This is a genomic window from Alteraurantiacibacter palmitatis, from assembly GCF_037154115.1.
In the GTDB taxonomy this organism is placed as follows: Bacteria; Pseudomonadota; Alphaproteobacteria; order Sphingomonadales; family Sphingomonadaceae; genus Alteraurantiacibacter; species Alteraurantiacibacter palmitatis.
Map to the genome: position 1 here is coordinate 91760 of NZ_JBANRO010000003.1, position 20869 is coordinate 112628.

16 protein-coding genes and 2 tRNA genes are annotated in these 20869 nt (G+C 63.9%); 14 read left to right on the forward strand and 4 right to left on the reverse strand.

The genetic code is table 11. The features are described 5' to 3' along the window. Positions 1–27 precede the first annotated feature (27 nt). Positions 28–1671 carry an ATP-binding protein gene (locus WFP44_RS04275; RefSeq protein WP_336925142.1) on the forward strand — a complete coding sequence of 548 codons (1644 nt, stop codon included), beginning with the start codon at positions 28–30 and terminating at the stop codon, positions 1669–1671. A 9-nt stretch (positions 1672–1680) separates the two neighbouring features. On the opposite strand, the gene WFP44_RS04280 is transcribed toward WFP44_RS04275, so the two are convergent. After that, on the reverse strand, positions 1681–2232 hold the full coding sequence (locus WFP44_RS04280) for an AHH domain-containing protein (RefSeq protein WP_336925143.1): 552 nt from the start codon (positions 2230–2232) through the stop codon (positions 1681–1683). A 190-nt stretch (positions 2233–2422) separates the two neighbouring features. Here WFP44_RS04280 and WFP44_RS04285 point away from each other — a divergent pair, with 190 nt between their 5' ends. Both WFP44_RS04285 and WFP44_RS04290 read left to right on the forward strand, forming a co-directional pair. After that, on the forward strand, positions 2423–3160 hold the full coding sequence (locus tag WFP44_RS04285) for an acyltransferase family protein (protein ID WP_336925144.1): 738 nt from the start codon (positions 2423–2425) through the stop codon (positions 3158–3160). A 28-nt stretch (positions 3161–3188) separates the two neighbouring features. Then, positions 3189–4415, forward strand: a complete 1227-nt coding sequence (locus tag WFP44_RS04290) for an acyltransferase family protein (RefSeq protein ID WP_336925146.1) — start codon at positions 3189–3191, stop codon at positions 4413–4415. Here the strand turns inward: WFP44_RS04290 and WFP44_RS04295 are convergent. After that, on the reverse strand, positions 4412–5164 hold the full coding sequence (locus WFP44_RS04295) for a hypothetical protein (protein WP_336925147.1): 753 nt from the start codon (positions 5162–5164) through the stop codon (positions 4412–4414). The two genes, WFP44_RS04290 and WFP44_RS04295, sit on opposite strands and share 4 nt — an antisense overlap. Before the next feature lie 371 nt (positions 5165–5535). Between WFP44_RS04295 and recJ the strand changes: the two genes are divergently transcribed. From recJ to phoB, 11 genes are all read left to right on the forward strand, one after another. Then, a complete protein-coding gene (gene recJ / locus WFP44_RS04300; protein ID WP_336925148.1) occupies positions 5536–7245 on the forward strand; it encodes a single-stranded-DNA-specific exonuclease RecJ in 1710 nt (569 codons plus the stop codon). A 122-nt stretch (positions 7246–7367) separates the two neighbouring features. Further along, a tRNA-Glu gene (locus WFP44_RS04305) sits at positions 7368–7442 on the forward strand. Positions 7443–7496: 54 nt separating this feature from the next. Then, positions 7497–7571 (forward strand) — tRNA-Glu (locus WFP44_RS04310). Between the two features lie 94 nt (positions 7572–7665). Continuing rightward, positions 7666–8856 (forward strand): sensor histidine kinase, encoded by a 1191-nt coding sequence (locus WFP44_RS04315; protein ID WP_336925150.1) that lies wholly within the window; start codon positions 7666–7668, stop codon positions 8854–8856. A gap of 103 nt (positions 8857–8959) precedes the next feature. Next, a complete protein-coding gene (locus WFP44_RS04320) occupies positions 8960–10354 on the forward strand; it encodes a porin (protein ID WP_336925151.1) in 1395 nt (464 codons plus the stop codon). A gap of 154 nt (positions 10355–10508) precedes the next feature. After that, entirely contained in the window at positions 10509–11552 is a 1044-nt protein-coding gene (locus tag WFP44_RS04325) for a substrate-binding domain-containing protein (protein WP_336925153.1), read from the forward strand. Between the two features lie 56 nt (positions 11553–11608). Continuing rightward, the gene (pstC, locus tag WFP44_RS04330) at positions 11609–12988 is read left to right on the forward strand and encodes a phosphate ABC transporter permease subunit PstC (RefSeq protein ID WP_336925154.1); all 1380 of its coding nucleotides are present in this window, start codon (positions 11609–11611) and stop codon (positions 12986–12988) included. Further along, positions 12981–14252 carry a phosphate ABC transporter permease PstA gene (gene pstA / locus WFP44_RS04335; RefSeq protein WP_377922949.1) on the forward strand — a complete coding sequence of 424 codons (1272 nt, stop codon included), beginning with the start codon at positions 12981–12983 and terminating at the stop codon, positions 14250–14252. Before pstC ends, pstA begins: the two co-directional genes overlap by 8 nt. Further along, entirely contained in the window at positions 14246–15055 is an 810-nt protein-coding gene (pstB, locus tag WFP44_RS04340) for a phosphate ABC transporter ATP-binding protein PstB (protein WP_336925155.1), read from the forward strand. The genes pstA and pstB overlap by 7 nt, the downstream gene beginning before the upstream one ends. Continuing rightward, positions 15055–15723: a phosphate signaling complex protein PhoU gene (gene phoU / locus WFP44_RS04345; RefSeq protein ID WP_336925156.1), complete on the forward strand. Its 669-nt coding sequence runs from the start codon at positions 15055–15057 to the stop codon at positions 15721–15723. The genes pstB and phoU overlap by 1 nt, the downstream gene beginning before the upstream one ends. Before the next feature lie 80 nt (positions 15724–15803). Next, positions 15804–16493, forward strand: a complete 690-nt coding sequence (phoB, locus tag WFP44_RS04350) for a phosphate regulon transcriptional regulator PhoB (protein ID WP_336917454.1) — start codon at positions 15804–15806, stop codon at positions 16491–16493. Positions 16494–16497: 4 nt separating this feature from the next. On the opposite strand, the gene WFP44_RS04355 is transcribed toward phoB, so the two are convergent. Together WFP44_RS04355 and WFP44_RS04360 are read right to left on the reverse strand one after the other, a co-directional pair. Next, a complete protein-coding gene (locus WFP44_RS04355; RefSeq protein WP_336925157.1) occupies positions 16498–17220 on the reverse strand; it encodes an extensin-like domain-containing protein in 723 nt (240 codons plus the stop codon). 2 nt (positions 17221–17222) lie between these two features. After that, positions 17223–20867, reverse strand: a complete 3645-nt coding sequence (locus tag WFP44_RS04360; protein ID WP_336925158.1) for an error-prone DNA polymerase — start codon at positions 20865–20867, stop codon at positions 17223–17225. Positions 20868–20869 lie beyond the last annotated feature (2 nt).

Genomic DNA, 20869 nt, shown 5'->3' on the forward strand with positions numbered 1-20869 from the left:
CGGATTGGTGCAATTCCGGCTGGCCCCATGTCCACTTTCTTCCTCATCGCCTCCCTAGCGCTTGTGGCCGGCATCATCGGCTTGGTGATCTTGCGCCGGAAACGCAGCGGCGTTCGGCCGAAAACCACTCTGGCACCGCAATGCCGGGCGGCGGATGATGAATGTGCAGCCTTCCTGCTTCGTCTGAGCCAGGAATTGCAGACACCGCTCAATTCGGTGATCGGCTTTGCCGACCTTCTGGCACAGGGCCAACTTTCCGAAGGGCAGCAGCGGCAGGCGCGCCTGATTACCGAAAACGCCCGCTCCATGCTGCGGCTGGTCAACGACACGCTGGAACTTTCGCGCATACGCACCGGGCAGACGCGCATCGTTCACGAAGAATGTGATCTGGCGGCAGAGCTGCTTCGCCTGATCGAGATGTTCCGTCCCCTGGCGGCGGCCAAGGAGCTCGAGCTGATCCACAGCCTGTCTCCCGATCTGCCCGCGCGTCTATGGCTTGACCGGGTGCATCTGCGCCAGATTCTGCTCAACCTCGTGGGCAATGCGGTCAAATTTACCGACAAGGGAACCGTCACCCTGAGTGCGCGGGCCGAACGCGGTACGCTGATCGTGGATGTCAGTGACACCGGAGCCGGGATTGATCCAGACCAGCTGGAAGGGCTGTTCATCCCCTTTGCCAATGCGGTGCAGCCGGCATCTGCGCTGACGCCTGCAAGCGGCCTTGGCCTCGCCATTGCGGCAGAACTGGCAAGGATCATGGGCGGATCATTGGGAGTCACAAGCAAGGCGGAGGAAGGCGGCAGCAGTTTCTCGCTTCGCCTGCCCTTTCACGATCGCGGGCCTGAGGAGCAAATGGCTCGGGTCACGGAGCCTCTCCCGCTGCCCCGCGCGGGGCAAGGGGTGTCAGGCACACCGGATGCGGCGGGATCGGCGGCCACAGGGCCGCGCCGCGTCTTGCTGGCAGAGGATAATGACATCAACCAGCAGCTCGTGCTGGCGATGGCCCCGCTTTTGGGAATTCAGCTCGACATCGCGGCAAACGGGGAGGAGGCCGTGGCCATGGCCGATGCCGCGCGCCTGGCGGGCTTGCCCTATCACCTGGTGCTGATGGATGTGCAAATGCCGGTGCTGGACGGAATTGCCGCTGCCCGCGCCATGCGGCGTGCGGGCCATTCGGCGCAGGAACTTCCCATCGTGGCACTGACCGGACGCAACCAGCCCGAAGATCTGGCAGCCACGCGCGATGCCGGGATGCAGGGGCACCTGTTCAAGCCGGTCGTGCTGGCCGATCTCGCAAAGATGCTCGCCACCCTGCCCGATATCGCTGTCGGCCCCGCCCCGCCCGAAGGGCTCGACGTGACGCGGTTTGGCGATGGCGCAATCCCGGCCATTCACGCGCTCGACCACCGATACCGCGCCCGCAAGCAGCACCTGCTCGACCTGATCGCGCGGACAATCGCCGGGGGCCGCACGGAAGATAACCTCCCGCAGATTGTTTCCGGTCTGCACAAGCTGGCAGGCGTAGCGGCGAATTTCGGCGATGAAGCGACAGGCCGGAGCGCGCGCCATCTGGAACAGGCGCTGAAGCGCAGCGACAGCACAGCAGAAGCGCTGCGGATACTGGTTGCGCACTGGCCATCGCTGCGCGACCGCGCCGCGCAGCAGCCGTGAAGCGCATATTCACGCGCCTCCCGCAGGCTGCGTTACCGTCCAGATGGTTTCAGCCATCGCGTCAAGTTCGGCAAAATCCACGCCAAACCCCACCGGATCGCGCAGATTGAGGCGGATGCGCGGGGGTGCGAAGGGCTGCATCAGCGCGCGACGCAAGGCGGCTTGCAACAGCCGCATCCGCATCACCACATCGCGCAAGGCCTCATCCGGATTGCGGCTGCGGCTGCTTTGCCAACCGGCCTCGATCTGGCCGAACCTTTCGGCCACCACTTCGTTGTAGCGCGGATGCGGGCCGCGGTGCAGCGGCAGGCCCAGCACCATCGCCGCCTTTTCCAACGCAGGCAAAAGCAGCCCGTTGCTGCGGAAATCATCGAGGCTGGCCTCGCCATGCCCCAGCGCATCGAACAGGGGCGACAGGCTTCGTTCCGTCAGCAAAGTGCGCGGAAGCAAATGGTGCCGCTGCATATGCTTGCGGTAACCGGGCTTGCCGGGCCGGTTTACAGACCGAAAAGGCAGACGCGCGCGCCCGCGGGCCCAATCCCCGACTGCATTTCTGTGCACCGACCAGCGACCCTTTATCCTCTCACTCCAGACACAATGCCCGGTTTGCCCACCAAGACAAGTTTGTGCGCCGATTCGCCTGCGCCCGCGGTGTGAAGCTTCGCCCTCAGCCGGATACCTGGCCGACCGCACGACCTGGATGGTCCATTGTGCATTGCAATATACGGATTTGCACTTATAGTTCGCCCACATGGCAAGCGCAGCGTATCGCAGTGATATTGATGGGCTGCGCTGCCTTGCCATTCTGCCCGTTGTATTCAACCACGCCGGCTTCAGCGCCGTTCCCGGTGGCTTTATCGGGGTCGACATATTCTTTGTCATATCGGGCTTTCTGATCACGGGCATCCTTGCCCGCGAACTGGATGAGAACAGCTTTTCGATTGTCCGATTTTACGAACGGCGGGCCCGGCGGATTCTTCCGGCCCTGTTTGCGGTCATCCTCGCCTGCCTGATTGCAGGATGGATCATCATGTTGCCATCGGAATATGTCCGGCTGGCAAAGTCGGCGATAGCGACCTTGCTGTTCGTCTCGAATTTCTGGTTCTGGCACGCGGCTGGGGACTATTTCGGGGCCAATGTCGTATTCGAGCCCTTGCTGCACACCTGGTCACTGGCAGTGGAGGAGCAGTTCTACATCATCTTTCCCCTGCTTCTTTGGGGCTTGAGCAGACTGCCGCGCCGCATCTGGATTGCGGCAATCGCCATAATTTGTCTTGTTTCCTTCGCGTTATCTGTCTGGCTCACCAGCGCCTATCCCACCTTCAGCTTCTATCTTCTGCCTTCACGGGCGTGGGAACTTGGGCTTGGCGCGTTGCTTGCGCTGGGGCTGATCCCCCCCCCCCCCCGCAACTCGCCAAGCGTGGCTGCGCCAGATTGCGGGGTTCGGCGGACTTGTTCTGATTGTTGGCAGTATCGTTCTTGTCGATGACGCGACGCCTTTTCCTGGCCTGTCGGCCTTGCCGGCCTGTGTTGGAACCGCCGCGCTGATTTGGGCGGGAACGGGAGGCCATCATCTGGTCGGTCGGCTCCTGTCTCTGGCCCCCTTCGTCTGGATCGGCCTCATTTCCTATTCGCTGTATCTGTGGCACTGGCCCGTCCTGATCGCCGCCCGAATGATCGAGGGTTCGGCCGTTCTGGATTTGCCTCTTGCATGGGCCTGCATCGGCCTTTCGCTCGCGCTCGCCTTTCTCAGCTGGAAATTTGTGGAGCAGCCGTTCCGCCGAAAGGCGCGCATGGCGGCGCCTGCCCGCAAACAGATCTTTGGCTTTTCGGCCGGAGGGATTTTTCTGCTCGGCAGCGTGTCGGCCGGTGTTGCACTTGCAGACGGACTGCCGCTGCGTCTTGGGGCAAGCACCATTGCCCTGCACGCCGACGCCACCCGCCTGCATCCGCTGGACCGGCAATGCACGACGCAAGGGAAAAGCCCAAACGCCTGCCCTGTCGGTTCCGAGGCACCGGGCGCACAGGTGGCCTATGTGCTTTGGGGCGATTCGCACGCTGGCGCCATGATTTCCGGCTTCGATCACTGGTTGAAGCGAGAGGGGAAAGCCGGAATAGCCTTTGCCAAGGCGGCCTGCGCCCCCATGCTGGGCTTGCGGCGCGCGGATATGGGCAGCCGCCACGGCTGCGACACGCACAATGCGGCGGTGCTGGAGCGCATTCTTGCCGACTATCCGCAAGCCACGATCGTTCTTGTCGGACGCTGGACAATGCTGGCGATGGGAACACGAATGACGGGAGAGCCCGGCGGCCTTGCCATTCTCACAACGTCCGCACAGCCAGCCTCCGGGATCGCCGCGAATGCCGCGCTGCTGGAGAACGGGTTGGCCGAACTTGTCGCAAGACTGCGGCAGGCAGACCGCCGAGTGGTGCTTCTGGCTGGCGTGCCCGAACCCGGCTTTCATGTGCCCAATAACCAGGCGCGTGCGGCCATGTTGGGAACGGTGCCGCGCGAAGTTTCGCGGGCCACCTTCGATCAACGCATCGCCACATCCGATCCCCTTCTTGTCCGCGTGGCAGAGCGATATGGTGCAAGGCTGGTTCGACCGGCGGATTTCCTGTGCGATGATACACGCTGTGGCGTCTTGCTGGCAGGCAAGCCGCTGTACCGGGATGACGATCACCTCAGTATCGCGGGCGCCGCATGGCTTGTGCCCCGGATGATGGCCGCCGCCGCGTCCTAGCGCGCGCCGCGCGACACGCACACGAGCGCCGGGCGTTCACCGTCAGCGTCCTGCGGTTCAAGCAGGATAGGTTCGCCTTCCCGGCCGGTGAGGCTCATCGTATGGGTGATGCGCCCCATGTCGACCAGCCAGTGCAGCAGGCGCAAGGCCAACTTGGCGGCGCGCTGCGGATCGCCACCGGCATCGGGCACGAGGAGCAGTTCCTGCCCGGTGAACAGCGAGAGCCCTTCGCTTTGCAGGCTGCCGTCCTCCAGCGTGCGCAGCGCCGTCAGCCCCAGCCCCGGAAAGGCGCCTCCACCCAGCCAGCGCGTAACCGCATCCCGGAAATAACCGGGCGCACAGACCGTAGCCGCCGGCCCCCAGGCAACGCCTGCAATGTTCTCCAGCTCGGCCAGCTCTCCCGCCAGCCAGGCAAGACAACGCAGAACGGGAATCATCGCGCCGCCGCTGAGAAGGTGCGGCCCCGGAGTCAGCGCCATCGCCTCGCAGTCGCCAAGTGCAGCTTTGGCGTCGAGCGCGAAGAAATGGCGCATTTCCGGCATCGCCGCCGCCACACCGGGTGAAAGGCCTGTCAGATCAAATGTCAGCCCGTTTGCCAGCAATTCGCACCAGTGCAGGGCGCCATGCTCGCCCGCCTTCCCTTCATCCGCCACGCTGTCCAGCGTGACCGCGAACTGCCCGTGGGTAAGCGACAGTGCCTGAATCCGGGCCAAGGAAGGACGCTGATGCTGCGCGAAAAGCAGCACCACGGGATGATCGATCAGGTTTCGCAAAGGGCGTTGCGCAGTCGCTATGGCACCACCCTCCCTGTAATCCGAAATAATCTCGTCCTCCCAGTGCCTTGCGCCCAACAAGAGGAATGGGGCGTTATGCCAATTGCCGGACAAGGCAAGCTGGACTGTGGACTCTGATCCAGTTCGGACCAATTTCGCGTCATCGGTTGGTGGCAAACGCCTTGCACCGCTTTTCTGTTCCCCAAGCATTGTCTAGCATCGGCACGATGGAACAAGCTCCCGCCCACAGTCCTGCCGCAAACCGCAGCCAGCAATCCCACCACCATGCTGCCCTTGGTATCAGCACCTCCCTTTCCGGCAAGTCCTGGCAATGGATGGGTGGGAATATGGCGCTTGGCAATGCGGCTTCGGTAGAAGCGGGAGAGGCGATAATCGCGCAATTGCTGATGGCGCGCGGGGTGGCACAGGCCGAACTTGACCTGCACCGGGAACCTTCGCTGCGCAATTTCCTCCCCGATCCATCGGCCTTTCGCGACATGGACCGCGCGGCCGAGCGGATCGCGCAGGCAGTGCTGACGCGCGAACGGATGACGATCTACGGGGATTATGATGTGGACGGGGCCACCAGCAGCGCCTTGCTCATCCGGTTGATGCGTATGCTGGGCCATGATGCCAGTCATTACATACCAGATCGCTTGCTGGAAGGTTACGGGCCATCCGGGGAAGCGCTCGTAAGGCTGGGCAAGGAAGGGTCAAGCCTCGTTATCACGGTCGATTGCGGGGCCATGGCCTATGACGCGCTGGATGCCGCGCACCAGGCAGGCGTTGATGTGATCGTGGTGGATCATCACAAATGCGCCAGCGCGCTTCCCGTGGCGCTGGCGCTGGTCAATCCCAACCGGCTGGACGAAAGCGATATCGGCGCGGCGCACGGCCATCTGGCGGCGGTGGGCGTTGCCTTCCTGCTGGCGGTTGCGGTGGTGCGCACCCTGCGCGGCCACGGCTATTTCGCCCATCGCCCACAGCCCGATCTGCTTTCGCTGCTTGATCTGGTGGCGCTGGGCACCGTGGCGGACGTGGCCGCAATACGTGGGCTGAACCGGGCCTTCGTGGCGCAGGGCCTGAAGGTGATGGCGCATCGCCGCAATACCGGCATGGCCGCGCTGATCGATGCCGCCCGTCTGACCCGCGCGCCCACCTGCAGCGATCTGGGCTTTGCGCTGGGCCCGCGCATAAATGCCGGTGGCCGCGTGGGCGAAGCAACACTCGGCGTGCGCTTGCTCACCACCGAGGATGCGGGCGAGGCCGCCGCCATTGCCGCCCAACTCTCGCGCCTGAACGAGGAACGCCGCGCGATCGAGGCGGCGGTGCAGGAAGCGGCGGAAGAGCAACTTGCCGCCCAGCGGGATCGGGCGGTGAAGGTGGTGGCCGGGCATGGCTGGCACCCCGGCGTGATCGGGATTGTCGCGGGGCGCATCAAGGAAAAGACCGGCAAGCCGGCCATCGTCATTGCCCTCGATTCGGAAACGGGACAGGGCAAGGGCTCGGGCCGTTCGATTTCCGGGGTCGATCTGGGCGCTGCCATAATCGCCGCGCGCGAAGGCGGCCTGCTGGTGGCTGGCGGCGGGCACGCAATGGCGGCGGGATTGACGGTGGAGGAATCGCGCCTGTCCGATCTGGCCGGCTGGCTGGAGGATCGCCTGGCGGCGCCGGTTGTCCGCGCCAGTGCGGAGGCGGTGCTGCGGCTTGACCTTGCCACTGCGCCGCGCGGCCTCAATCCTGATCTGGTGCAGGTGATGGAACAGGCCGGCCCGTTCGGCGTTGGCTGGCCCGGCCCGCGAATCGCTGTGGGGCCGGTGCGGCTGGTGAAGGCCGACATTGTGGGCGAGAACCATCTGCGCCTCATCGCGGCGGGGGATGATGGCGCCTCGTTCAAGGCGATGGCGTTCCGCGCGGCAGACAGCACACTTGGCCAGACATTGCTCCACGGCGCGCATGGGCGCAAATTGTGGCTGGCCGGCCGGGCAAAGATCGACGATTGGGGCGCGCGTCCTGCGGCGGAACTGCATCTGGAGGATGCTGCCTGGGCAGATTGATGCCCGATTCCCGGCGAAAGTGGTCATGGGCACCCTCCCCCTTCCGGAAAAGGCGATTGCCGCCATCAGCAGGGCTTGACCGCGTGGCCGCGCGCCCGTAAGTGCGCCGCTCGCACCGCAGTGGCCCCTTCGTCTAGCGGTCAGGACGCGGCCCTTTCACGGCTGAAACACGGGTTCGATTCCCGTAGGGGTCACCACGGGTGCGAATCTGCCGGCAAGGGCCCCGCAACGGGCCTGTTCACCACGGTGACGGCCCCTTCGTCTAGCGGTCAGGACGCGGCCCTTTCACGGCTGAAACACGGGTTCGATTCCCGTAGGGGTCACCATCCGGTCACATCCCGGACAACAGCTCAAAATTGGCGCACAGCCCCGGCTTTTCGCGGTTTCCTGCCGCCGAACTTGCGTCTATGTCCGCTTGCCATGGAGGGGCGTCTCATTCCCATCGGCGGCTTCCTTGTTGCTCTGGCAACGGGGGTAGTGCTTGCCGTCTCGGGCATCGATCCGGCCATTGTGGCGGGCGTGGTGCTGGTCTGGTGCGCGTCGTTCTGGCTTGCCATGCCGCCGCCTGCCCCGCCCGCCCCGCCCGCGTTGGAAGGCGTGCAATTGACCCGTTCGGGGATGCGCGACCTGATCGAACATTCAGGCCTGCCCATGCTGATGCTCGATGGCAGCCGCATCATTGTGGCAAACAAGGCCGCGCGCGAGGCAATCGGCGCGCATATCGTGGGGCAGGATGCGCGCGTGGCGCTGCGCCATCCGCTGGCGGTTGACCTGCTCGACAGGCAGGAAGGCGGCAGCGTAACCGTGCAGGGCCTCACCGGCCCGCGCAGCAACTGGCAGATGTCGTATCAGCGCATTGACGAACGCTATAGCCTGATCGAACTGATCAATCGCACGTCAGAGGCCGACGTCAGCCGCGCGCATACCGATTTCGTCGCCAATGCCAGCCACGAACTGCGCACGCCGCTTGCTTCCATTATCGGCTATATGGAAACGCTGGCGGAACCGGGTGCCGATATCGCGCCAAAACAGGCCGAGCGCTTCTATGCCACGGTGCTGCGCGAAGCGCGCCGGCTTCAGGCGCTGGTTGACGATCTGATGAGCCTGAGCCGAGTGGAGGCGGAAAAGCACGATCAACCGCGCGAACGGCTCGATCTGGCGGCTGTCGTGCGGCAGGCGGCGCGCGACGGCGCCGGAGCGGAACGCGTCGACCGCATCCGGTTCGAATTGCCACCCGAACCCGTAACCGTGCGCGGCGATCGCAACCAGCTGGAACAATTGGTGCGCAACCTGGTCGATAATGCGCTGAAATACGGTGCCGAGGACAAGCCGGTGGTTATCAGCCTTTCGCTGGCGGAACGGGACATGGCGCTGCTGCGTGTGGAAGACCGCGGCGAAGGGATCGCCGCCGAACATATCCCCCACCTCACACGGCGCTTTTACCGCACCGATCCCTCGCGCAGCCGCGCGGGTGGCGGCACGGGCCTTGGCCTGGCGATTGTGAAGCACATCGTAGAACGCCACCGCGGAAGGCTCGACATCACCAGCAAGGTGGGGTTCGGCACCAGTGTCAGCGTCTGGTTGCCACTGGCTGCGCAAGAGACGCCTTAACGAAACTGTCATCAAACGCCAAATTCTGTCATAAAAGTGCAATGTAGCGGACATAGGGGCGCCCGAATTCTGTCACATATTGGACAGAAAAAGGGAATGACACATGGCACTTTCGCGAATGGCAGGCGCTCTGGCGCATGGTCTCATAGCATCCTCGGTGCTTGTCCCCGCTTCCGCGACCGCGCAGGAAGCCGGAAGCACCGTGACCAGCGCCTCACCGGACAACGAAATCGCGGCCTTGCGCGCGCAGGTCGCCGCTCTGGAAGCGCAGCTTGCCAACCTTTCCGCACGCCTCGATGGTTTGCAGGCAAGTCAGGCGGAAGGCGCGGCGTCCCCCGCTCCCGCTGCGGCACCGGCGGCGCCTTCTTCAGCGGCCGCTACGCCGCAAACCAGCTTTGCCGGCGCCCCGCAGGTGCGGCAGGCCGGTGGATGGTCGTTCAAGCCGTTTGGCCGCTTAAACATCGATGCCGGCCTGACCGATCTTCCCGATGCGCTGGGCCGCGGCGATGGCTTTTCGAGCGAGATGCGCCGTATGCGCCTAGGGGTTGAAGGCGATATTCCCGGCGGTTTCGGATACAAGGCCGAAGTGGATTTCACCGGCGGCGCGGCAGAATTGACCGATGCCTATGTCACCTACCGCAATGGGGGGCTGACGCTGACGGCCGGCCAGCACAACAATTTCCAGGGCATGGAAGAACTCACCAGCAGCCGCTGGTCCACCTTCATCGAACGCGCCGCCTTTACCGATGCCTTCGGCTTCGAGCGCCGGCTGGGTCTTTCGGCCCAGTATTCGGATGGGCCGGTGATGCTTCAGGGCGGGGTTTTTACCGACAATGTCGATGATTTGCCGGCCAAGAACTGGAGCGTGGATGCCCGTGCTGTCTATGCACCGAAACGGGGTGAGACGCAGCTGCATTTCGGCGCATCACTGCACATGGCCGATCTGGAGCCGGGAAGCACCGTGCGCTACCGTCAGCGCCCGCTTGTGCATTTTACGTCCGAACGCCCGCTTGCCACTCCCACCATTGCTGCGGGCAGGGAATTCGGCGCCGGGGTGGAAGCCGCCATGCTCTCGGGCCGCTGGCACGCCAATGCCGAGGCATTCTGGCAGAATGTCACTGTGCCCGGCCTCGCGCCCGATCCCACCTTTTTCGGCGGCTTCGTCGAAGTCGGCTATTACCTGACCAACGGCGATTCCCGTGGCTACCGCTCCGGCAAGTGGGAACGCACGCGCCCGGCCCGCGGCGTGGATGCAGGCGGCCCCGGCGCGTGGCAGATCAATCTGCGTTACGATTATCTCGATCTTGTCGATGCCGGAATCGCCGGGGGCCAGCAGGACGGCTATTTCGCCTCGCTGATCTGGGTTCCCACCACCTACACCCGCCTGACCGTGAATTACGGGCATCTCGAATATGCGGCTGCCGCCTTTGCCTTGCCGGGAGGCAGCCGAAAGTGGAATGCCGATGTATTGGGCGTCCGCGGCCAGGTCGATTTCTGATCCGAATTGCCCAGGCACGCAGGCTGACGGGACTTGCCACACGGCACTTGACCCATGCATGACATGGATGTGCCAGCAGCTTGTCACCAATCTGTCGCCTTTGCGCAATAGTGGGCCTCTAACGCTAGCTCTCAAGTGAAGTGGAAAACCCCTGATGACCAATGCTTTCAAGTTTGCTGCAGCCGCCCTCGGCGCGATCGCCCTTGCCGCCTGTGGCAGCGGCGGAGGATCGACTTCCAACCTTGCCGTGCGTGCGGTTGGTTCCTCCACCGTCTATCCCTTTGCCACCGTGGTGTCCGAGCTGTTCAGCCGCAATCACCCTGACCTGCCGGCTCCGCTGATCGAATCGACCGGCACCGGCGGCGGCATCGCACTGTTCTGCGCGGGCGACGGTGCGCAGACGCCCAGCATCGCCAACGCCTCGCGCAGGATGAAGGTGAGCGAGTTCGAGACCTGTCAGGCCAATGGCGTGACCGATATCATTGAGGTCCAGATCGGGATGGATGGCGTGGTGATGGCCGCCGCCAAGAACGGCATCACGTTGAACCTGACGCCGGAAATGGTGTATCGGGCGCTCGCCGCCAACCCCTACGGACAGCCGCAGACCGCGCGCAACTGGAATGATGTCGATCCTTCGCTGCCTGCCCTGCCCATCCTCGTGTATGGCCCGCCGACGACCTCGGGCACGCGCGACAGCTTCAACGAACTGATCCTGATGGCCGGCTGCGACACCAATGCGGACATGAAAGCTCTGAAGGATAGTGACGAAGACCGCCACAAGCAGGTCTGCACCGAAGTGCGTTCGGATGGTGCCTATGTCGATCAGGGTGAGCAGGACAATCTGATCGTCCAGAAGATCGAGAGCAATCCGAACGCGGTGGGCGTGTTCGGCTATTCCTACATGGAAGAAAACCTTGACCGGGTGCGCGGCGTGCCGATGGGCGGCGTGGAGCCGACCTATGACAACATCGCCAGCTTCGCCTATCCCGGCGCACGGGCCATGTTTATTTACGTCAAGAAGAGCCATATCGACGCGATCCCCGGCCTGCGCGAATTCCTGGCGACCTGGGCGGAAAGCTGGGGACGAGGCGGCCCGCTGGCGCAGATCGGTCTTGTCGTGAATCCGGATGACGTTATGGCGCGCAGCAATTCCGCCATTACCGAGCTGCGGACCTTGACTGCCGCCGATTTCCAGTAAAGGCCGGCAGCCTCCCGAAGGGAGCTGCTTGCAAGTAAAGGGTAGAGCACCGCGCGATGTCATCAGTCATACCGCTTCTCCTCGCCATCGGGCTGGGTCTGGCCGGATGGCTGGTGGCACGCGGGCGGGCATGGCGATTCCGCAGGGAAGCGCCTGGGGGCAAGATCCCGTCTCTGCCAATTTATCACGCGTGGTATGCGGGCCTGTGGATCGGCCTGCCGATGCTCGCCTTTGCGGCGTTATGGCGTGGCATTTCGGGCAATCTCGTGCTCCAGCACGTGCTCTCAAGTCCGGATGCAGGCGCCCTCCCCGCCTTTGGCCTGCGCCGCGATGCCATTCTGGATGAAGCGCGCGCCGTGGCTATGGGCCTTGCCGATCGGGCATTGATCCCCGAAGCGCAGCCGCTGGTTGAACCCTTCCGTGAAGCGATGGCGCTTTACAACTGGATCGGCGTGGTGGTGGCGCTGCTGCTGGGCCTTGTGGGCGCGGCCTGGGCCTTTACCCGACTCAAGCCCAATTTCGGCGCCCGATCGCGCATTGAAAACGGCGTGCTGGTGGTGCTGTTCGTCGCCTCTACCGTGGCGATCCTGACGACTTTGGGCATTTTCGGCACGCTGGTGTTCGAGACAGTGCGCTTCTTCGGCATGGTTTCGCCGGTCGATTTCCTGCTGGGCACGCATTGGGGCCCGGACCCGATGTCGATGACACCCGACCCGGCGCGCTATGGCTCCATTCCGTTGTTCTGGGGCACAATCTTCATCGGCGCGATCATCGCAATGATCGTTGCCATTCCGCTGGGCCTGATGTCGGCGATCTACCTCACGCAATATGCCAGCCCCCAAGCGCGCAAATGGATCAAGCCCGCGCTGGAAATTCTGGCCGGCGTGCCCACCGTGGTTTACGGCTATTTCGCCGCGCTGACGGTGGCGCCTGCCGTGCGCGATTTCGGCATTGCCATCGGCATTTCCAACGCGTCGAGCGAAAGTGCGCTGGCCGCCGGCATGGTGATGGGCATCATGATCATTCCGCTTGTCTCCTCGCTTGCCGACGATTCAATCAGCGCTGTCCCACAAGCGATGCGCGACGGTTCGCTTGCCATGGGGGCGACCACCAACGAAACGATCCGCCGCGTGCTGATCCCTGCCGCCCTGCCCGGCATCGTGGCAGGCGTCATGCTGGCCATCAGCCGCGCGATTGGCGAGACGATGATCGTGGTGATGGCAGCGGGCGCAGCGGCGAACCTTACGGCCAATCCGTTTGAGGCAATGACGACAGTGACCTTCCAGATCGTCGCCATGCTGACCGGCGAAGCCAGCCTGGAAAGCCCCGCGACACTCAGCGCCTTTGCCCTGGGCCTGGTGCTTTTCATGATTACGCTGGCGCTGAACGTGATCGCGCTGCGCGTGGTAAAGAGGTTCCGGGAAGCATATGAGTGAGGCTGCGACCATGACGGGCAATCCGATTGTCACGCCCACGCGCTCGCCCGCCTTCGAGGCACGGCTGAAGAAGCGTTACGCCGCGGAACGCCGCTTCAAGGCATTGGGCCTTGGCGCGGTGGGCTTCTCCCTGCTGGTGCTCGTCTTTCTGCTCGGCACCATGATCTGGAACGGCCTCGGCGGGTTCCAGCGCACCGTGTTTGACGTGCCGGTCAGTTTTGAAGGCATGGGCCTCACCGTCATGCAGACTGACAATGAAGGCGCGGCCATCCGTGCCCTGCAAAGCCAGGGCCTGCCCGAAATCGTCAGCTTCGCCGCGGAAAAGACGCTGGGTGAGGCTGGCGCGGCGCAGATCAATTCCGAAGCCTGGCGCGAAGTGGCCTCTGCCATCATCGCTGACCCTTCTGTCGTGCAGCGCGGCGGCACCTTTGCCCTGCCCACGACCGACCGGTTCTCCACCGCCTATCTTGGCGAAGGTCAGGCTGCCTTGCAGCCCCTGGCGCGCGAACTGGAGGCACAAGGCCATGTGCGCCGCGCCTTCGATTTCGGCTTCCTCAGCCGCGCGGACGCCACCGATGCCCAACTGGTGGGCATCTGGGGGGCGCTGGTCGGCTCGTTTTACACGATGATCGTAACCCTGCTGCTGGCTTTCCCAATTGGCGTGCTGGCTGCGCTCTATCTTGAGGAATACGCGCCGCGTAACCGCTGGACCGACATTATCGAGGTGTCGATCAACAATCTCGCTGCGGTGCCTTCAATCATCTTTGGTCTGTTGGGGCTGGCGGTTTTCCTCACCCTGTTTCCCACACTGCGATCCGCGCCGGTGATCGGGGGCATGACACTGGCGCTGATGACCATGCCGGTGATCGTGATTTCCGGGCGCAACGCGATCAAGGCGGTGCCGCCCTCAATCCGCGATGGCGCATTGGCAGTGGGTGCTTCGCCCGTGCAGGTGGTGTTCCATCATGTGCTGCCGCTGGCCCTGCCCGGCATCCTGACCGGCACCATCATCGGCATGGCGCGTGCGCTGGGCGAAACCGCGCCGCTGCTGCTGATCGGGATGCGCGCTTTCGTATCCACCCCGCCAACGGGCTTTACCGACAACGCGACTGTGCTGCCGATGCAGATCTATCTGTGGTCTGACCAGGTGACGCGCGGCTTCGTGGAACGCACAAGTGCGGCTATCATCGTGCTGCTGGTTTTCCTTCTGCTGATGAATGGCCTTGCCATCTATCTGCGCAACAGGTTCGAAAAGAAATGGTGACCACCGAAACGCTTTCCGCCGACACGCCCCATGCGCAGGAACTGGGCGAGCCGAAGATGCGCGCCACCGATGTCTCGGTCTTCTATGGCGACAAGAAGGCGATCGACAATGTCTCGATCGATATCCGCACCGAGCACGTGACCGCCTTTATCGGCCCGTCGGGCTGCGGCAAGTCCACCTTCCTGCGCACGCTCAACCGCATGAACGACACGATCGGTTCAGCCCGCGTGGAAGGCGTGATCGAGCTGGATGGCGAAGATATCTACCATTCCGGCATGGATGTGGTGCAGCTGCGCGCGCGCGTGGGCATGGTTTTCCAAAAGCCCAATCCCTTCCCCAAATCCATCTATGAAAACATCGCCTATGGCCCGCGCATCCACGGCCTGGCCGAGGGCAAGACCGAGATGGACGCGATTGTGGAGCGCAGCCTGCGTCGCGCCGGCCTGTGGGAAGAGGTGAAAGACCGGCTGGAAGATTCAGGCACCGCGCTTTCCGGCGGCCAGCAGCAGCGCCTGTGCATTGCCCGCGCCATCGCGGTCGATCCCGAAGTCATCCTGATGGACGAGCCGTGCTCCGCGCTCGACCCGATTGCCACCGCCAAGATCGAGGAGCTGATCGACGAACTGCGCGGCCGCTATGCCATCGTGATCGTCACGCATTCGATGCAGCAGGCCGCGCGTGTTTCGCAGCGCACCGCGTTTTTTCATCTCGGCAATCTGGTGGAATACGGTCATACCTCGGACATATTCACCAATCCGCGCGAAAAGCGCACGCAGGATTACATCACAGGCAGGTACGGTTGATGGCAGAGCATACGGTCAAGGCGTTCGACGAAGACATAACCCGCCTGCGCGGCCTGATCGCGGAATTGGGCGGTCTGGCGGAACTTGCCATCCAGCAGGCGATGGAAGCCATCGTCACAGGGGACGAGGAACTGGCCCGCCAGGTGGTGGAACGCGATGCCAAGCTGGATGCTCTCGAAGCCGAGGTCGACGCGATGGCCATCCGTGTTCTCGCCCTGCGCGCGCCCATGGCGGATGACCTGCGCGAAATCATCGCCGCGCTGAAAATTGCCGGGGTGATCGAGCGGATTGGCGATTATGCCAAGAACATCGCCAAGCGCACCGGCCGCATTGAAGGACGCAGCCGGTTTGAACCGCTGACCTTGCTGCCTGCCATGGCCGAAGTGGCGGCGGAAATGGTGCACGATGTGCTCACCGCCTATGCCGCGCGCGATCCCATCGTGGCGCGCGAGGTGATTGCGCGCGACAACAAGGTGGACGCCTTCTACGACAGCGTGTTCCGCAACCTTGTCAGCTACATGGTCGAAAACCCGGCCACGATCAGCAGCGCGGCGCAATTGCTGTTCGTTGCCCGCAATATCGAGCGGATTGGCGACCATGCGACCAATATCGCGGAGATGGTTCACTTCGTCGCGCTGGGTTCCTATCCCACCGAAATCGAACGCTGAAACATTTCTGACACAGAAATGTAATATGGCGGCGGCGAAGGAACGGGCGGGGATAAGCTCTGCCCATTGGAAAGCGCAAAATGTCCGCACCCAAACTGCTGCTTGTTGAAGACGATACGGCACTGGCCGAACTGCTCGAATACCGTTTCGAGAACGAAGGTTATGACGTGCGCGTCACCGCCGATGGCGAAGAAGCCATGGTCATGGCATCGGAAGAAGCGCCCGATCTGGTGATCCTCGACTGGATGATCGAAGGCATCAGCGGAATCGAAGTGTGCCGCCGCCTGCGCCGCAACAAGGAAACCGCGCACGTCCCCATCATCATGCTCACTGCGCGTGAGGGCGAGGATGACCGGGTGCGCGGGCTGGAAACCGGCGCGGATGATTACGTGACCAAGCCCTTCTCCCCGCGTGAATTGCTCGCCCGCGTTTCGGCCGTCCTGCGCCGCGTGCGCCCGGCGCTTGCCGGTGAAGCGATCGAGGCGGGCGATCTGCGGCTCGATCCTGTGGCGCACCGGGTGGAACGGCGGGGCCGGCAATTGCAGATCGGCCCCACCGAATACCGCCTGATCAAGTTCTTCATGGAACATCCGCGCCGCGTGTTCAGCCGCAACCAGTTGCTCGACGCGGTGTGGGGCACTGGCAGCGAAATCGAGGAGCGCACGGTGGATGTGCATATCCGCCGGCTGCGCAAAGCCATCGCGGTGGAAAACGCGCGCGACCCGATCCGCACGGTGCGCTCCGCCGGTTACGCGCTGGAACCGGTATAGAGGATCAACGGCACACACCGCCGATCATGCGCGGGGCCTGGTCGAAATGGAAATGATCGGCATGGGCGGCGTTATACGCAGGCGATAGCACGGTGGAAAAGCTGGCGCAGGCGCCATCGCGCACCGTGCGCAGGAAGACCTGCTCCTCCTCCGGCCCGTCCCATCCGCGTGTCAGGCTGATACGCCGGCCGTCCTCCAACACGAAAGCGGCGATGTCGATGGCGTTACCGCTGGCGTGCTCGCTCCAATTGCCGCTCTCACCCCCGCCGATCCGGCGGCAGTTGAAGGTGCCCATATGCTCGATCCGGACAAGCGGAGAGCCGAGTATGTCTTCGGCGGCGGGCCGCGCCGAATGGGTCAGCCACACGTGCAGCGCCGCGGCCACTGGACAGGTCATTTGCGGGCTGGCGGGCGCGATAGTGTTGCCGCGCAAGACGGTGCGATCCGTCCGCGCACACTGCCCATCCCCCGCAGATGGCAGCACGTCAAAGGCGATGCCGCCGCGTTCCAGCACAGCGCGGCATTCCTCCACATCCTCGCGCAGGGCCGCCAGCTTGATGCCTGTCGCCCAGCCCGGCGGATGGGCGATGTCCAGCGGGGCAAAGGGGTTGTGCTGCGGATGATCCTCCACCCATCCGCGCGCGGCCAGACCCAGCGCCAGCAGCGCGAGCAGCATCAGAACCGCCCTGTCGAGGGCAAATCGGCCAATCTTGCGGCTGATCCTCATCCTCAATGAAAATCACGAGACGGCGGAATGATCCGCACATTGCGCGGATGGCTGCGGCTGGGCGGTGCAGAAAGCGGGTTTTGGGGCAACTCCCCTGGCAAGGAACCAGCCAGATCGGCGCGCGCCAGCGGGGCCTGCAACAGATCGTCCGACAGGCGGTGCAGGCTGTGCGTGGCGTCGGTCATATGGTGGGCGATGACGTGGATCACCTCGTCATCATATTCCACCCGGCCGCGCACTTCCATCAGCCGCGATCCCATCACCACCTTGCGTTGCCGGTCCTTCAGATCGGGCCAGATAACAAGGTTGATGACGCCCGTCTCGTCCTCCAGCGTGATGAAGCACACGCCCTTGGCGCTGCCGGGGCGCTGGCGGATCAGCACCACGCCGGCCACCTGCACCATGCTGCGGTATGTCCGGTCACGCAGATCGCAGGCGCGCACAAAGCCGCGCTCTGCCAAATCGGCGCGCAGGAAGGCCAGCGGATGCGCTTTCAAGGACAGGCGCGTGGTCTGGTAATCGGCCACTACTTCCTCGCTCAAAGGCATGGCGGGCAGGACGGCGCGGCCCTTCTCCACCCCATCACCGCGCGCCTGCGCATGGGCGAACAGCGGCAGATCGGGCGCGCCGATCAGGCTGCGCGCATCCCACAAGGCCTGCCGGCGCGACAGGCCCAGCGAGCCAAAGGCATCGGCGCTGGCAAGCTGCTCCACAAAAGCAGGGCCAATGCGGGCGCGGCTGCGCAGATCCTCCACATCGGCAAACGCCCCGCCCTCCGCGCGCGCGGCCACGATGCGGGCGGCGATATGTTCGGGCAGTCCGTCCACCTGACGCAGGCCCAGGCGCAGCGCTCTTGCCGCGTCGGGTTCACGCGGAGACGCGGAGGCGCGGAAGGATTTTGGGCGCTCACCGAGGCACAAAGGCACAGTGGAAGATTGCGCCGCAGGCCTTGGTTCAGCACGGTTGCCGGCAACTTGTCCGGCATTTGAAAGCGGCTGTGCCGCAGTTTCCCCTTCTCTGTGCCTCTGTGCCTCTGTGAGCGAACCTCCGTTTCTCTGTGCCTCTGCGCCTCCGCGTGAACCCATAACCTCCAAAGTGCAGTCCCAGTCCGAACAGTTCACATCCACCGGCAGCACGGCCACCCCATGCTCGCGCGCGTCGCGCACAATCTGCGCAGGCGCGTAAAAGCCCATCGGCTGCGAATTGAGCAGGCCGCAGGCAAAGGCGGCGGGGAAATGGCATTTGAGCCAACTCGACACATAGACCAGATGCGCAAAGCTGGCCGCATGGCTTTCCGGAAAACCGTATTCGCCAAAGCCGCGGATCTGGTTGAAGCAGCGCTGGGCAAAGTCGCGGTCGTATCCGCGCGCCACCATCCGTTCCACCATCATGTCCTGCAACTCGTCTACCATGCCCCGGCTGCGGAAGGTTGCCATTGCCTTGCGCAACCGGTTCGCCTCTGCCCCTGAAAACTTCGCCGCATCCAGCGCGATCTTCATCGCCTGTTCCTGAAAAATCGGCACACCCAAGGTGCGGCCCAGAATGCTGGTGAGTTCATCGGGCGGGCCATGCGCGGCGCCCGGCGCGGGGATCACCACCGCCTCCTCCCCCCGGCGGCGCTTCAGATAGGGATGCACCATATCGCCCTGAATCGGGCCGGGCCGCACGATCGCCACCTGAATGACCAGGTCATAGAATTCGCGCGGGCGCAGGCGGGGCAGCATATTCATCTGCGCGCGGCTTTCCACCTGAAACACGCCGAGCGAATCCCCCCGCCGCAGCATGGCATAGGTTTCGGGATCCTCGCGCGGGACGCTGGCCAGCGTCAGTGCGCGTCCGTGATGCGCCTCCAGCAGATCGAGGCATTTGCGGATGCAGGTGAGCATCCCCAGCGCCAGCACATCCACCTTGAGGATGCCCAGCGCCTCGATATCGTCCTTGTCCCATTCGATGAAACTGCGATCCGGCATCGCGCCGTTGCCGATGGGCACCGTCTCGATCAGCGGGCTCTGCGTCAGGATGAACCCGCCCACGTGCTGGCCCAGATGGCGGGGCATTCCAATCATCTGCTCCGTGAGCTTGAGCACGCGCCTGAGATGCGGGTCGGTGATGTCCACCCCCGCCTCGGTCGCGTGGCGCTCGCCAATCTCGTGCCCGTGCCCGCCCCACACGGTGCGCGCCAGCGCGGCGGTGACATCTTCGCTCAGCCCCATCGCCTTGCCCACCTGCCGGATCGCCATGCGCGGGCGGTAATGGATCACCGTGGCGCACAGCCCTGCGCGGTGGCGGCCATATTTGGCATAGATATGCTGGATCACCTCCTCGCGCCGCTCATGCTCGAAATCGACATCGATGTCGGGCGGCTCCTTGCGGTCTTCGGAAATGAACCGGTCGAACAGCAATTGGTGCTTGGCCGGGTCAACCGCGGTAATGCCCAGCACATAACACACCGCCGAATTGGCCGCAGAGCCGCGCCCCTGGCACAATATCGGCGGATCCTGCGCGCGGGCGAAATCGACAATATCCTTGATGGTGAGGAAATAGCGCGCCAGTTCCATCTTGCCGATCAGCGCCAGCTCGCGTTCCAGCGCTTCCTTAACAGATTCGGGCAAACCATTGGGATAACGCCACTTTGTTCCCTCCCATGTCTGCTGCACGAGGTAATCCTGCGGGCTCATGCCATCGGGATAAATCTCCTCCGGATATTCATACCGCAACTCCTCCAGGCTGAAGGTGCAGGCATCCGCCACATCGCGCCCGGCGGCGATGGCGTGCGGCCAGCGGGCGAACAGCGCCTCCATCTCCTCCGGCCCTTTCAGGTGCCGTTCGGCATTGGCGTGGAGCAGATGCCCGGCGGCGGCCACCGTGGTCTTGTGGCGGATCGCGGTCATCACATCCTGCAAGGGGCGGCGGTCAGCTGCGTGGTAATGCACATCATTGGTCGCCAGAATAGTGCAGCCATTGGCGCGCGCCAGCGCATCGAGCCGCTCGATCCGCGCCACATCATCGCCCCGATAGAGGTAGCTGGCGGCGATATGGCGCATGGCGGGAAGCCCGGCGGCAAGATGCGGCAGGATATCGGCAAAGCCACCCGTCACCTGTTCCTGATACAGGCTGCCATCCATGCCCACGACATTGCTGCCCCAGGCGGGCACGGTGACAGGGGCGGAAAGATCATCGGGCGGCAGCAGGATCAGCTGCACATCCTCGCTGTGCTCCGCCAACATCGACAGGCTGATGTCGCAGGCGCCCTTGTCCTGCCATTCACCGTCCAGCTTGGCCATGCGCCCGGCCGAAATCAGCCGGCACAGGCGGCCATAGGCGGCGCGGTTGGTGGGATAGGCGAGGAAAGCCAGCCCCTCCACCACCTCGATCCGGCATCCGATCACCGGGCGGATACCCAGCGCGCGCGCTTCGGTATGCAGGCGCACCACCCCGGCAAAGGAATTGGCATCGGCAAGGCCCAGCGCATCATAACCCAGCGCACGGGCGCGCAGCACCAGATCGACCGCATCGGACGCGCCGCGCAGGAAGGAGAAGCAGCTCACCACGCCCAGCTCGACAAAGGGCGCGCGCGGCGGCGGGGATGCCTCGACAGCTTCATGCGCAAGCGTCCGGCGGGGCACCTGAAGGTCGTTTTCGGGCATTG

What these genes read in the sequence shown, in the direction of transcription:
- WFP44_RS04275 (WP_336925142.1), top strand. Translation starts at nt 28, where the DNA reads ATGTCCACTTTCTTCCTCATCGCCTCCCTAGCGCTTGTGGCCGGCATC.
- WFP44_RS04285 (WP_336925144.1), top strand. Translation starts at nt 2,423, where the DNA reads ATGGCAAGCGCAGCGTATCGCAGTGATATTGATGGGCTGCGCTGCCTT.
- recJ (WP_336925148.1), top strand. Translation starts at nt 5,536, where the DNA reads ATGGCGCTTGGCAATGCGGCTTCGGTAGAAGCGGGAGAGGCGATAATC.
- WFP44_RS04315 (WP_336925150.1), top strand. Translation starts at nt 7,666, where the DNA reads ATGGAGGGGCGTCTCATTCCCATCGGCGGCTTCCTTGTTGCTCTGGCA.
- WFP44_RS04320 (WP_336925151.1), top strand. Translation starts at nt 8,960, where the DNA reads ATGGCACTTTCGCGAATGGCAGGCGCTCTGGCGCATGGTCTCATAGCA.
- WFP44_RS04325 (WP_336925153.1), top strand. Translation starts at nt 10,509, where the DNA reads ATGACCAATGCTTTCAAGTTTGCTGCAGCCGCCCTCGGCGCGATCGCC.
- pstC (WP_336925154.1), top strand. Translation starts at nt 11,609, where the DNA reads ATGTCATCAGTCATACCGCTTCTCCTCGCCATCGGGCTGGGTCTGGCC.
- pstA (WP_377922949.1), top strand. Translation starts at nt 12,981, where the DNA reads ATGAGTGAGGCTGCGACCATGACGGGCAATCCGATTGTCACGCCCACG.
- pstB (WP_336925155.1), top strand. Translation starts at nt 14,246, where the DNA reads ATGGTGACCACCGAAACGCTTTCCGCCGACACGCCCCATGCGCAGGAA.
- phoU (WP_336925156.1), top strand. Translation starts at nt 15,055, where the DNA reads ATGGCAGAGCATACGGTCAAGGCGTTCGACGAAGACATAACCCGCCTG.
- phoB (WP_336917454.1), top strand. Translation starts at nt 15,804, where the DNA reads ATGTCCGCACCCAAACTGCTGCTTGTTGAAGACGATACGGCACTGGCC.
- WFP44_RS04355 (WP_336925157.1), bottom strand. Translation starts at nt 17,220, where the DNA reads ATGAGGATCAGCCGCAAGATTGGCCGATTTGCCCTCGACAGGGCGGTT.
- WFP44_RS04360 (WP_336925158.1), bottom strand. Translation starts at nt 20,867, where the DNA reads ATGCCCGAAAACGACCTTCAGGTGCCCCGCCGGACGCTTGCGCATGAA.